Annotated in this window: 14 protein-coding genes; 1 reads left to right on the forward strand and 13 read right to left on the reverse strand. The window is 55.6% G+C overall.

The features are described from left to right. Positions 1 to 63 precede the first annotated feature (63 nt). The 13 genes from rpoS to cysG all read right to left on the reverse strand — a co-directional run bounded on the left by rpoS (position 64) and on the right by cysG (position 11,497). The gene (rpoS, locus tag JK231_RS19185; protein WP_034822992.1) at positions 64 to 1,056 is read right to left on the reverse strand and encodes an RNA polymerase sigma factor RpoS; all 993 of its coding nucleotides are present in this window, start codon (positions 1,054 to 1,056) and stop codon (positions 64 to 66) included. Between the two features lie 51 nt (positions 1,057 to 1,107). Next, positions 1,108 to 2,247, reverse strand: a complete 1,140-nt coding sequence (gene nlpD / locus JK231_RS19190) for a murein hydrolase activator NlpD (protein ID WP_097117956.1) — start codon at positions 2,245 to 2,247, stop codon at positions 1,108 to 1,110. A gap of 166 nt (positions 2,248 to 2,413) precedes the next feature. Next, complete coding sequence (locus JK231_RS19195; protein ID WP_097117957.1) at positions 2,414 to 3,040, reverse strand: protein-L-isoaspartate(D-aspartate) O-methyltransferase; 627 nt, start codon at positions 3,038 to 3,040, stop codon at positions 2,414 to 2,416. After that, on the reverse strand, positions 3,034 to 3,795 hold the full coding sequence (gene surE, locus JK231_RS19200) for a 5'/3'-nucleotidase SurE (protein WP_160833128.1): 762 nt from the start codon (positions 3,793 to 3,795) through the stop codon (positions 3,034 to 3,036). The genes JK231_RS19195 and surE overlap by 7 nt, the downstream gene beginning before the upstream one ends. Before the next feature lie 217 nt (positions 3,796 to 4,012). Next, positions 4,013 to 5,056, reverse strand: coding sequence for a tRNA pseudouridine(13) synthase TruD (gene truD, locus JK231_RS19205; protein WP_211729260.1), 1,044 nt, complete (start codon positions 5,054 to 5,056; stop codon positions 4,013 to 4,015). A 2-nt stretch (positions 5,057 to 5,058) separates the two neighbouring features. Then, a complete protein-coding gene (ispF, locus tag JK231_RS19210; protein WP_045816453.1) occupies positions 5,059 to 5,535 on the reverse strand; it encodes a 2-C-methyl-D-erythritol 2,4-cyclodiphosphate synthase in 477 nt (158 codons plus the stop codon). After that, a complete protein-coding gene (gene ispD, locus JK231_RS19215) occupies positions 5,535 to 6,251 on the reverse strand; it encodes a 2-C-methyl-D-erythritol 4-phosphate cytidylyltransferase (RefSeq protein ID WP_211729261.1) in 717 nt (238 codons plus the stop codon). The genes ispF and ispD overlap by 1 nt, the downstream gene beginning before the upstream one ends. A gap of 3 nt (positions 6,252 to 6,254) precedes the next feature. Then, entirely contained in the window at positions 6,255 to 6,572 is a 318-nt protein-coding gene (ftsB, locus tag JK231_RS19220) for a cell division protein FtsB (RefSeq protein ID WP_007893240.1), read from the reverse strand. Between the two features lie 171 nt (positions 6,573 to 6,743). After that, positions 6,744 to 7,064, reverse strand: a complete 321-nt coding sequence (locus tag JK231_RS19225) for a DUF3561 family protein (RefSeq protein WP_058961495.1) — start codon at positions 7,062 to 7,064, stop codon at positions 6,744 to 6,746. 56 nt (positions 7,065 to 7,120) lie between these two features. Then, entirely contained in the window at positions 7,121 to 7,726 is a 606-nt protein-coding gene (gene cysC, locus JK231_RS19230) for an adenylyl-sulfate kinase (protein ID WP_211729262.1), read from the reverse strand. Further along, positions 7,726 to 9,153, reverse strand: coding sequence for a sulfate adenylyltransferase subunit CysN (cysN, locus tag JK231_RS19235; protein WP_211729263.1), 1,428 nt, complete (start codon positions 9,151 to 9,153; stop codon positions 7,726 to 7,728). The genes cysC and cysN overlap by 1 nt, the downstream gene beginning before the upstream one ends. A 10-nt stretch (positions 9,154 to 9,163) precedes the next feature. Then, complete coding sequence (gene cysD / locus JK231_RS19240; RefSeq protein WP_034823008.1) at positions 9,164 to 10,072, reverse strand: sulfate adenylyltransferase subunit CysD; 909 nt, start codon at positions 10,070 to 10,072, stop codon at positions 9,164 to 9,166. A gap of 9 nt (positions 10,073 to 10,081) precedes the next feature. Then, positions 10,082 to 11,497, reverse strand: coding sequence for a siroheme synthase CysG (gene cysG, locus JK231_RS19245; protein WP_097117961.1), 1,416 nt, complete (start codon positions 11,495 to 11,497; stop codon positions 10,082 to 10,084). 248 nt (positions 11,498 to 11,745) lie between these two features. Here cysG and JK231_RS19250 point away from each other — a divergent pair, with 248 nt between their 5' ends. Further along, positions 11,746 to 12,765 (forward strand): aminopeptidase, encoded by a 1,020-nt coding sequence (locus JK231_RS19250; protein WP_097117962.1) that lies wholly within the window; start codon positions 11,746 to 11,748, stop codon positions 12,763 to 12,765. Positions 12,766 to 12,771 lie beyond the last annotated feature (6 nt).

Below are 12,771 nucleotides of genomic sequence, written 5' to 3' on the forward strand. Positions count from 1 at the left end.
CCTGATAACGCACATAAAAAAACGGTGACCCAAGGGTCACCGTTTTTTATTGCCGATTACGGCTTATTCGCGAAACAGTGCTTCAATGTTGAGGCCCTGAGTCTGCAGGATTTCACGCAGACGGCGCAGACCTTCAACCTGAATCTGACGGACGCGCTCACGGGTCAACCCGATCTCACGGCCCACATCTTCCAGCGTTGCCGCTTCATAGCCTAACAGGCCGAAACGACGCGCCAGCACTTCACGCTGCTTGGCATTCAATTCAAACAACCACTTAACGATGCTTTGTTTCATATCATCGTCCTGCGTGGTGTCTTCCGGGCCGTTGTCTTTTTCATCGGCCAGGATATCCAGCAGCGCTTTTTCGGAATCTCCACCCAGCGGTGTGTCAACCGAGGTAATACGCTCGTTGAGACGCAGCATACGGCTTACATCATCAACCGGCTTGTCTAACTGCTCGGCAATCTCTTCAGCACTCGGCTCATGGTCAAGCTTATGCGAAAGTTCGCGCGCGGTACGCAGATAAACATTCAACTCTTTAACGATGTGGATCGGCAGACGAATAGTACGGGTTTGATTCATGATCGCCCGTTCAATAGTCTGACGAATCCACCAGGTGGCATAGGTTGAGAAACGGAACCCACGTTCTGGGTCAAACTTCTCCACGGCACGAATCAGGCCGAGATTACCCTCTTCAATCAGATCCAGCAGTGCCAGACCACGATTGCTATAACGACGGGCAATTTTCACCACCAGGCGTAAATTACTTTCAATCATGCGGCGGCGAGAAGGAATGTCACCACGTAGTGCACGACGAGCGAAGAACACTTCTTCTTCAGCCGTCAGTAGTGGAGAGTAACCGATCTCACCAAGGTAAAGCTGCGTCGCATCCAAAACGCGTTGCGTCGCACCCTGTGACAACAGCTCTTCTTCAGCTACTTCGTTATCACCAGGTTCGTTCTCAACGAGAGCCTTCTCATCAAAAACCTCAGCTCCGTTCTCCTCGAATTCCGCATCTTCATGTAACTCGTTAACTTTCAGCGTATTCTGGTTCATAAGCGGCTCCTACCCGTGATCCAAGGGCAGAACACCTAAGGTTCTGCCGGATTATCGCTGCGGTAAATAACGCAACGGGTTTACGGATTTCCCCTTGTAACGAATTTCAAAATGTAATCTAACCGAACTGGTTCCGGTACTACCCATGGTAGCGATTTTTTGCCCCGCCTTAACTTCCTGTTGTTCCCGGACCAGCATGGAATCGTTATGGGCGTAAGCACTCAGATAATCATCATTGTGTTTGATGATGATTAAATTACCGTACCCACGGAGCGCGTTGCCTGCGTATACCACCCTTCCTGAAGCAGTGGCGACAACAGGTTGTCCACGCGAACCGGCGATATCGATCCCTTTGTTTCCGCCTTCCGCAGCGGAGAAGTTATCGATGATCTTCCCATCAGTCGGCCAACGCCAGCTTCCCACTGGGGTTGTGCTGTTAGTCGTGCTGCTGACTGTAGGCGGTACGGTAACCGGAGCTGTGGTCGTTGCCACATTATTTGCCCCTTTCGACGGCAGCATTTTACCGCCTGTCGAACCCGAATCATCAGAATACGTAATAACAGGTTGCTGTGCAACAGGGGCCGATTTAATTTGCGTTTGGTTGGATGCCACCGGCACGCCGCCCTGTGTCGCATCCGCTGCGGTTATCGCATTGCCACCGGTGATGGTCTGGCCATTACCGTTGCCAACCTGCAGGACTTGCCCCGCTTCCAGGCCATACGGGGCCGGGACGTTATTGCGTTGCGCCAGATCGCGGAAGTCATTGCCGGTAATCCAGGCAATGTAGAACAGGGTATCTCCACGTTTAACGGTGTAAGTCTCACCACCGTAACTACCTTTAGGAATATTCCCATAATTACGGTTGTACACGATACGACCATTTTGCGTGACAACATTATTATTGCCACTAACCATTCCCCCGGAGGGTGCAGCTGATGGTGTACCGCCGCTTAACATTCCGCCGTGTGGCATGGCTGGTACGGTACTGTTCTGCGATGAGAGCATGCCACCGCTGCTCGGTGAGGAGGTCATGCCGCCGCCAGAGGACATCATACCGCTGTCGCCACCGCCGCCAATCTGGCTAATCGGAGCTTGCGTGTTGTCGCCTGAGCTACAGCCCGCCAGCCAAAAACCTACCAGTGAGAGTGCCGCCAAACGGCGTAATTGAAATACTGTGCTTCCCGTGCTCATTGATCCCCCGTTATGGCAATCCTGGATGTAACTGTGTCGTGGTTGTGACCGCATGATTCACTGCGCAACAGGCGGAATACGGTCTTTCACATTGATTAACAAGGATAGTAACAATATCAACTGCGCCATGCCATGTAACAGTTGTGAAGATTTACGTAGCAATGGCTCAGGCCAGATCGCCCTGAACTAACGGCACAAAGCGGACGGGTTCGATGATTTCTTCAATTAATTCACCACCCTGACGACGTAAACGCTTTAAAACCTGCTGATCTTCGCCGACTGGCAGCACCATTTTGCCACCCTCACCTAATTGCGCTATCAGCGCAGTCGGAATTTCAGGGGGTGCAGCGGTGACAATGATGGCATCAAACGGGCCACGTGCTGCCCAGCCTTGCCAACCGTCACCATGGCGAGTCGAAATATTGTGCAGGTCGAGTTGTTTCAGGCGGCGCTTAGCCTGCCATTGCAACCCTTTTATGCGTTCAACGGAATAAACGTGATTGACCAGATGGGCCAGAATAGCGGTCTGATAGCCTGAACCGGTGCCGATTTCCAGCACGCGCGATTCCGGGCTCAGTTCAAGTAACGCGGTCATCCGCGCTACCATGTAGGGCTGTGAAATCGTCTGCCCACTGCCAATCGGCAGCGCAACGTTTTCCCAGGCTTTATGCTCAAACGCCTCATCGATAAAGCGTTCACGCGGGACATCAGCGATGGCTTTTAACAGGTGCTCATCGTGAATACCCTGCGCACGCAGTTGCTCTAACAGCGTTTCGATGCGCCGGTTCACCATGCGAGATTTACCTCAGCCTCGATCAACCAGTCGCTTAATACTTCCTGCGCCGCATGTGCCGTAAGATCGACATGCAATGCCGTCAACGACACGTAACCTGCATCTACCGCAGCGAAATCGGTGTCGGGGCCCGCATCCAGTTTGTCCCCCGGCGGGCCAATCCAGTACAGGGTATGGCCGCGCGGATCTTCCGTGCAAATCACCTGATCGGCCGGATGGCGGCTGCCACAACGCGTCACACGGAAACCTTTGATTTCCGCTAGCGGTAGATCAGGCACATTGATGTTCAGGATACGCCCGGTGCGCAGCGGTGCGCGGGACAACGCACGCAACAGCGCGCAGGTCACCGCAGCAGCGGTGGCATAGTGTTGATGACCGTTGAGTGAAACCGCCAGCGCGGGCAGTCCAAGATGGCGCCCTTCCATCGCGGCAGCCACGGTGCCAGAGTAAATCACGTCATCACCCAGATTGGGGCCAGCGTTGATGCCTGAAACCACAATGTCCGGACGCGGCTGCATCAGTTTGTTAACCCCAAGAAACACGCAATCCGTCGGCGTGCCCATCTGTACAGCGATGTCACCATTCTCATGGGTAAAAGTACGCAGCGGGGTTTCTAACGTCAGAGAATTTGATGCGCCACTTCGATTGCGATCGGGCGCGACAACCTGCACCTCCGCAAACTCACGCAGTGCGCGAGCCAGCGTCTGAATGCCGGGGGCATGAATTCCATCGTCGTTGCTGAGCAATATCCGCATCTGTTCCTGACCTTTGTTCATTCAACGGGCCCTCAACTCGCCGGGCATCCGCTGTTGGGGTGCCGCACAAACAAGATTTGGCGAGACGAAGATGTTTGCATTCTAGCGGTGAGGCGCGGGAAGTGGTAGGCGTAAATCACGGAACTTCCGGCGTTTGCCGCAACATTATGCAGCCGGAGCAGATATTTACCCGGCGTTGAGGCCGGGTAAAGTGGGGTTATTCATCGCTGATTGGCGCAGCGGCACCGTTACTCAGTAGTTCGCGCACCACGCTGGTGGCGAAACTCCCGGCTGGTAGCCAGAACTGCATCTCCAGCGTGACGTCATCCCACCAGTTCCAGCGCAGATCTTTCGGCACCACCAGCATGGCGCGGCGGGCTGCATCAACGCGCTCACGTTCCAGCAGCGCCAGCAAATCCGCAGCCGGTGCCAGATTAGCCTGCTCAAAGGCCAGCGCGTCACCCTGGGGGCCCAGATCACCTCGCCCGGCGAGCGGCGCGGTGATGCGCAGTTCATGATGATTCACACGCTGCTGCAATTCCGCCAGCTCTTCCGCCTGCGCCACAAACCAACTGCCGCGACCGGCCAGCTGCAGTGCATCACCCGCTTGTACCTGATCCAACACGCCATCACGCTGCAAACGCGCACTGGTGACCTGATTAAACAGTTGGCTGCGCGCAGCAGACAGCAAAATACCTTTCATGCTGCGATCGCGCGGGCGGAATTTCTCTTCAGCCCACAGTTTTGCCTGCGTCAGGTTATTACCGCCGCGGCCAAAGCGTTGTTCACCAAAGTAGTTAGGCACGCCGTTTTGCTGGATTTGCTGCAAGCGCGCATCCACTTCTGCGCGATCCGAAATCTGACGCACAACCAAACGGAACGCATTACCTGCCAGCCCGCCAGTGCGCAATTTGCGCTTATGGCGGATCACCTGCAGAATTTCCACGCCTTCCAGCTGGAAACCGGCCAAATTCGGCATCGCGTTACCCGGCACGCGGAAACACAGCGTCTGCTCAGTCACCGCATGGCGGTCTTTCATCCCAGCATAGCTCATATCACGTTGATGCACGCCGAGGAATTTCGCGATAGCTTCGGCGACAAAGCGTGTATTGCAGCCTATCTTGCGGATGCGCACCAGCACCTGCTCGCCTTCGCCATCATAGGGATAGCCGAGGTCTTCAATCACCACGAAATCTTCGGGATTGGCCTTGATCACGCCGGTGGCGCTCGGAACGCCGTGCAGGTAAAGCAGTTCACTCATACTTAATCGGCCTTCACCAGCAGCGCCACGGCTTCACAGGCAATGCCTTCGCCACGGCCGGTAAAGCCAAGCTTCTCAGTCGTGGTCGCTTTGACGTTGACATCATCCATATGGCAACCGAGATCTTCAGCGATGTTGACGCGCATCTGCGGCACATGCGGCAGCATTTTCGGCGCTTGCGCGATGATGGTCACGTCGACATTACCAATGCGATAACCTTTCTGCTGAATACGACGCCAGGCTTCACGCAGCAAGCCACGGCTGTCCGCCCCTTTGAAGGCGGGATCGGTGTCCGGGAATAGCTTGCCGATATCGCCCATCGCCACCGCGCCCAGCAGCGCATCCGTTAATGCATGCAGTGCCACATCGCCATCTGAATGGGCAATAAAACCGTGTTCGAAGGGAATACGCACCCCGCCAATCACTAACGGACCTTCGCCGCCAAAAGCGTGAACGTCAAAACCGTGACCGATACGCATCATGCGCTCTCCTTTAACTGAATCTGGGTGAGATAGAAGGCCGCCAGCGCCAGATCTTCTGGCCGCGTCACCTTAATATTGTCGCTGCGTCCGCTGACGAGCTCTGGATGATAGCCGCAGTATTCCAACGCCGACGCTTCATCGGTAATGGTAGCGCCTTCATGGAGTGCACGCGTTAAACACGCCGTCAGCAGTTGATGCGGGAAAAATTGTGGCGTGAGTGCGTGCCAGAGATCTTCGCGTTCAACGGTATGCGCAATCGCCGTTTTGCGAGGTTCAGCACGCTTCATGGTGTCACGCACCGGTGCCGCCAGAATCGCACCCACTTTACTGTGCTCACGAACTGCCAGCAGGCGTGCCAGATCATCCGGGTGCAAGCATGGCCGCGCGGCATCGTGCACCAGTACCCATTCGCTATGCTTAATCGCCTGCAAACCTGCCAGCACCGACTCAGCACGCGTATCGCCACCTGTCACGCGCAGTACGCGTGAATCCTGCGCCAATGGCAGCGAATCAAACCAGCCGTCATCAGGACTGATGGGCACGATCACTTGTTTAACGGCTGGATGAGCCAGCAAGCGCGCAACGCTGTGTTCAAGAAGGGTTAATTGACCAATGGTCAGATACTGTTTTGGGCAGGCAGCCTGCATACGGCTGCCCACGCCTGCGGCAGGCACCACGGCAATCACATCCGCAAGGGAAGAGAGGTTGTTCATGGTTTATCGTTGTTGATTTTGCGCAGCTTGTTGCGCGTTACGTTTATTCTGGTCTGGCACCAGACGATAGAAAGTCTCACCGGGCTTAATCATACCCAGTTCATTACGTGCACGTTCCTCAATTGCTTCTGAACCGCCATTGAGGTCATCAATTTCGGCAAACAACTGATCGTTACGTGCTTTGAGTTTGGCGTTATTCGCCTGTTGCGACGCGACGTCTTCATTGACGCGCGTATAGTCATGAATACCGTTCTTACCCAGCCACAAGGAATATTGGAGCCATCCCAGCAGCACGAGCAACAGTAACGTCAGTTTTCCCATCCCCGCCCCCTGAAAAACGGCCTAATCATCCCATAACTTCGCACAGGACTCCACAGCGACAGCGAAAATGCCAGCAGCAGACGATTGTCTGTACAAAAAACGGCAAGGCTAAAAGCGGGACGGCAGGTAAAGTTTTGTAACCTGCCGATGCGTTTGCACATCAGGATCGGACTACCAACCCGAGAGAAATGAGAACAGCAGCCAGAACAGGCACACCACCACGATAGCGGTGATCACCCCACTCCAGAACAGGCGTCCGCGAATCATTAAGCTCAGTACGATACCAATCAGCACCGATACCGGTAGCAGCGCCAAAAAGAACGGCCAGGTGTAGAGGAAGAAGAATAGCGTGTTGGAACCGTAGAGCATGAACGGAATCGCCAGCGCGCACCAGTACGAGAGAAAGCCAATCACGCCGCCCGGCAGTGATGAGCGGGACTCATCCGGGGTGCGTTCATCTTTGCGTGCCAGCATGGGGGTAACGTTCTGCATAGAGATCCTGTTGACGCTAAAAAGCGGCAAACCAATCGAGATTTGCCGCTGTCGGTTCAGGATCTGATGATATCGCGGTGACGCAGGAGGTCTAACAATTGGGCGGTCAAGTTTGTAACTAATTGTTCGCCATCTAAGTGAATTTCCGGCGCGTCTGGCGCCTCATAAACACTGTCGATACCGGTAAAATTACGCAGCTCACCGGCACGCGCTTTTTTATACAAATCTTTGGGGTCACGCGCTTCACACACGGCCAGCGGCGTATCGACAAACACTTCGACAAATTGCCCGGTGCCGAGCAAATCACGCACCATCTGACGCTCCGTGCGATGCGGCGAAATAAAGGCAGTTAATACCACTAAACCGGCATCCACCATCAGTTTCGCCACTTCTCCCACGCGCCGGATGTTCTCTTTGCGATCGTCATCGCTGAAGCCGAGGTCACGGCACAGGCCGTGACGCACGTTATCGCCATCCAGCAGATAGGTGCTGACGCCTGCGCGATGCAGCGCTTGCTCCAGTGCACCCGCTACGGTGGATTTACCCGAGCCTGATAGCCCGGTAAACCACAGCACCACGCCCTGATGGCCGTGCTGCAGTTCCCGCTCTTCACGGGTGACCGGATGGTCATGCCACACCACGTTTTCATCGTGTTGGGCCATTACTTGCCACCCAGCAGATCGCGTGCATTCCAGTGTGGGAAGTGACGACGCACCAGCGCATTCAACTCCAGTTCGAATTCACTGAACTGGCCAGCCTGCCCACGCACATCACTCAGCGGCTGATTGATCATCCCCGCACCGACCGTGACATTGCTCAGGCGATCGATAAAGATCATGCCACCGGTCACCGGGTTCTGCTGATAGGCATCCAGTACCATCGTCTCATCAAACGTGATCTCGACCAAGCCGATACCGTTCAGTGGCAGACTTTCCACCGCACGTTTCTCCAGCGTGTTGATCTCCACCTGATGGATGATCTTTTCGATACGACCACGCGCTTTCTTGCCGGCGATCTTCACTTCATAGCTCTGACCCGGCTGCAGTGGCTGTTCTGCCATCCACACCACATCCACGGTGGCAGATTGCACTGCCTGCAATTCTGCAGCCGCATCGACCAGTAGGTCGCCACGGCTGATGTCGATCTCATCTTTCAGCACCAGCGTAATCGCTTCACCCGCTGCTGCTTCCTGCAGATCGCCATCGAAAGTGACGATACGTGAAACCGAAGACTCGACGCCTGAAGGCAATACTTTCACGCGCTGTCCGACCTGCACCGTACCAGAGGCCAGCGTACCGGCATAACCACGGAAATCGAGGTTTGGACGGTTCACATACTGCACCGGGAAGCGCATCGGCTGATGATCCACCACGCGGTTCAGTTCCACGGTTTCCAGCACGTCGAGCAGCGTAGGGCCGCTGTACCATGGCATGGTCACACTTGGCGTCGCCACGTTATCGCCTTCCAGCGCCGACATCGGCACAAAGCGAATATCCAGATCTTCAGGGAGCTGGCCAGCAAAATCGAGGTAAGACTGTTTGATCTGTTCAAACGTCTCCTGTTTATACTCCACCAGATCCATCTTGTTGATGGCGACCACCAGGTGTTTGATACCCAGCAGCGTAGAGATAAAGCTGTGACGACGCGTCTGATCCAGCACGCCTTTACGCGCATCGATCAGCAGAATCGCCAGATCACAAGTGGATGCGCCGGTCGCCATGTTGCGGGTGTACTGCTCGTGTCCCGGCGTGTCGGCGATGATAAATTTGCGCTTCTCGGTGGAGAAGTAGCGATATGCCACGTCGATGGTGATGCCCTGCTCACGCTCGGCCTGCAAGCCATCCACCAGCAGCGCCAGATCGAGTTTCTCGCCCTGGGTGCCATGACGCTTGCTGTCGTTGTGCAGCGAAGAGAGCTGATCTTCATAAATCTGACGGGTATCGTGCAGCAGGCGACCAATCAGCGTACTTTTGCCGTCGTCGACGCTACCGCAGGTCAGGAAACGCAGCAGGCTTTTGTGTTGTTGCGCGGTCAGCCAGGCTTCTACACCGCCCTGATCGGCAATCTGTTGTGCAATTACGGTGTTCATCTGCGTCTCCTTAGAAATAACCCTGACGTTTCTTCATTTCCATCGAACCGGCCTGGTCGCGGTCAATCACACGGCCCTGGCGTTCACTGGTGGTGGAGACCAGCATCTCTTCAATAATTTCCGGCAGCGTTTGCGCTTCGGATTCCACCGCACCGGTCAGCGGCCAGCAGCCGAGGGTACGGAAACGCACCATACGCTGTTTGATCACTTCGCCAGGCTGCAGATCAATGCGATCGTCATCAATCATCATCAGCATGCCATCACGCTCCAGCACCGGACGCGGTGCCGCAAGGTACAGCGGAACGATCTCGATGTTTTCCAGGAAGATGTACTGCCAGATATCCAGCTCGGTCCAGTTGGAGAGCGGGAACACGCGGATGCTTTCGCCTTTGTTGATCTGGCCGTTGTAGTTGTGCCACAGCTCTGGACGCTGATTTTTCGGATCCCAACGATGGAAACGGTCACGGAACGAGTAAATACGCTCTTTGGCGCGTGACTTCTCTTCGTCACGACGCGCACCACCGAAAGCGGCATCAAACCCGTACTTATTCAGCGCCTGCTTCAGGCCCTCGGTTTTCATGATGTCGGTGTGTTTGGCGCTACCGTGGACAAACGGATTGATGCCCATCGCCACGCCTTCCGGGTTGCGGTGAACCAGCAGTTCCGCGCCCATGTTTTTCACGGTGCGATCGCGAAACTCGTACATTTCACGGAATTTCCAGCCGGTATCAACGTGCAGCAGCGGAAATGGCAGCGTGCCAGGATAGAAGGCTTTACGCGCCAGATGCAGCATTACCGAGGAGTCTTTACCGATGGAGTACATCATCACCGGATTGCTGAACTCGGCCGCCACCTCGCGGATGATATGGATACTCTCTGCCTCCAGCTGGCGCAGATGAGTAAGACGATTTTGGTCCATAATTTTTCCTCAAGCCAAATTGACAACGGCGGACTCACGAGCCCCCTGCTGTGCCGAATGTTGGAACCAGGCTAATTGCCCGTGCAAATTCACCACTTCACCCACCACAATCAGGGCCGGTGTGGGCGCGGCAACCGCCAGCGCCTCAAGCTGATCTAAGGTACCGGTCAGCACTTGTTGATTCTGACGCGTGCCGCAGCCAATGACGGCTACCGGCGTTGATGCCGCGCGTCCATGTTTGATAAGGCCCGCCGCAATTTCTGCCGCTTTCAACGTGCCCATATAAATCGCTAAGGTCTGACGCGCACGCGCCAGCGTCGGCCAGTCAATGCCCTCGCTATCACTGCGTAAGTGGCCGGTAACAAACAGCACGCTCTGCGCGTGATCGCGATGGGTTAACGGAATCCCGGCATAAGCAGTGGCTCCCGCTGCCGCAGTAATGCCCGGCACCACCTGGAAAGGAATGCCCGCCGCTTTAGCCGCCTGCAGCTCTTCGCCGCCGCGACCGAAGATGAACGGATCGCCGCCTTTCAGACGCACCACGCGTTTACCCTGCTGCGCCAGCTCAACCAGCATCGCATTGGTCTCTTCCTGGGATACGGAGTGTGCTCCAGCACGTTTACCGACGCAGATGCGGTCAGCATCACGGCGCACCAGCTCCAGCACTTCGTCACTCACCAGATGGTCATACAGCACCACATCCGCCAGCTGCATCACCTGCAGGCCACGTAACGTCAGTAAACCGCTGTCACCTGGACCCGCACCCACCAGGGTGATTTCACCCTGATTGTCGCTGCTGTTCTCTAACTCGCGATCCAGCGTGCGGCGGGCCTCATTGACGTTACCGGCTGACATCTGGCTGGCGAACAAACCGTTAAATGCCCGCTCCCAAAAACGACGACGTTCCGACATGCTGTGATAGCGCTGTTTAACTTTGTCACGCCACTGTCCTGCCACTTCAGCCATCTGACCGAGGTTGGCAGGTAACAGCGACTCAATTTTTTCACGTAATAAGCGGGCCAGCACTGGCGCCGTACCACTAGAGGAGATCGCCACCACCAAGGGGGAGCGGTCGACAATAGAGGGGAAGATAAAACTGCACTTGGGCTGATCGTCGACAACGTTGACCAGCTTGTGGCGGGCATTGGCGGCGTCAAAGACTTGCGCATTGAGCGCGTTATCGTCAGTGGCAGCGATGACTAAAAAGACGCCATCCAGCTGAACCGGATCGAAGTGATGTGCAATCCACTCGATGGCGTCGATTTCCAGCAGCGCCTGCAACTCATGGCCAAGGTCGCGCGCAGCTACCCGCACGCGCGCACCGGCACGTCGCAGCAGTTCGATTTTACGCGCCGCGATTTCACCACCGCCGACAACTAGCACCGGACGGTTTTTGAGATCGGCAAAGAGAGGCAGATAATCCACGTTAACCTTGCTAGTTTTACAATAAGTTAACGCGACTATACGTCCCTGCCTTCTGGCAGATGAAATTACGAATTGGCATTAGTAGTTACCGAATGGAATAACGCCCCAGGATTGCTGATAACAATTTGTGCTTAACAAATGATATTGCTGGTGTTTCGGAGCAATTCAAATTGTGCAATCGCGGTCACAGTTTCATACTAATCCAGAATTTTTTTAGCCTGACGGGATGTCACAAAAGGACCTTAACTATGTTTGCCACCCTCCGCCGCACCGTGCTGGCTGCACTGATCGCGGGCGGTTTGCCTTTCTTTGCCCAAGCCGCAACCTATGCGCCGGGGCATTTTGCCGAACAGCAGCTGCGCCACATCGCCACCTATTTTCCTGGCCGTATGAGCGGCAGCCCTGCTGAGCTGATGACGGCCGATTATCTGCAACAGCAATTCACCGAGCTGGGTTACAAGAGTAATACCCGCCAGTTCAATACCAGCTACAACTGGTTAGAGCGCAAGGGTGAGACGCGCCCGCGCAAGGTATCCGCCACCTCGGTCATTGCCGCGCGGGCCGGCGCGGTGCCGCAAGAGATCCTGATCGTCACGCATCTCGACACCTGGACGCCACTCAGCCGTCATGAAGCGGATAACAATCTGGGCGGCCTGCGTTTACAAGGCGTCGATGACAATGCTTCTGGCCTTGGCGTAATGCTGGAGCTGGCTCAGCAGTTGAGTAAAACCCCGCTGCACTACGGTGTGCGTTTTGTCGCGCTTAGCGCTGGTGAAGCCGGGCTGCAAGGGATGGATGACTACCTGTCGCGGATGAGTGCGCAGGAGAAAAAGAACACGCTGCTGGTGATTGATCTCAACAGTCTGATCGTCGGCGATCACCTCTATTTTAACAGTGGTGCCAATACGCCCTCAGCGGTACGCAAGCAGACCAGCGCGCGCGCCGTGCAGCTCGCGCATCGCTACGGTATTTCCGCCGCCAGCCACACGCTGACGGCACGCGACTATCCGGGCGTGAATCCGTTTGATAAAGCCGGCATGCCGCTGCTGGATGTCACCGCCGCCAACTGGGCGCTGGGTAATAAAGATGGACAGCAGCAGCGGGCGCACAGCAGCCACTTCCCGGAGGGCAACGTACGCCACCAGACGGACCGCGATAACCTCAATTATCTGGATCGCTGGCTACCGGGCCGGATTACGCAACGCACGCGTGATAGCGTAAAGATCTTACTGCCGCTGGTCACTGAGCTGGCTAACCCAACAACTTGAGGATTT

The sequence above is a fragment of the Pantoea sp. JGM49 genome (assembly GCF_018257655.1).
Lineage (GTDB): Bacteria > Pseudomonadota > Gammaproteobacteria > Enterobacterales > Enterobacteriaceae > Pantoea > Pantoea communis.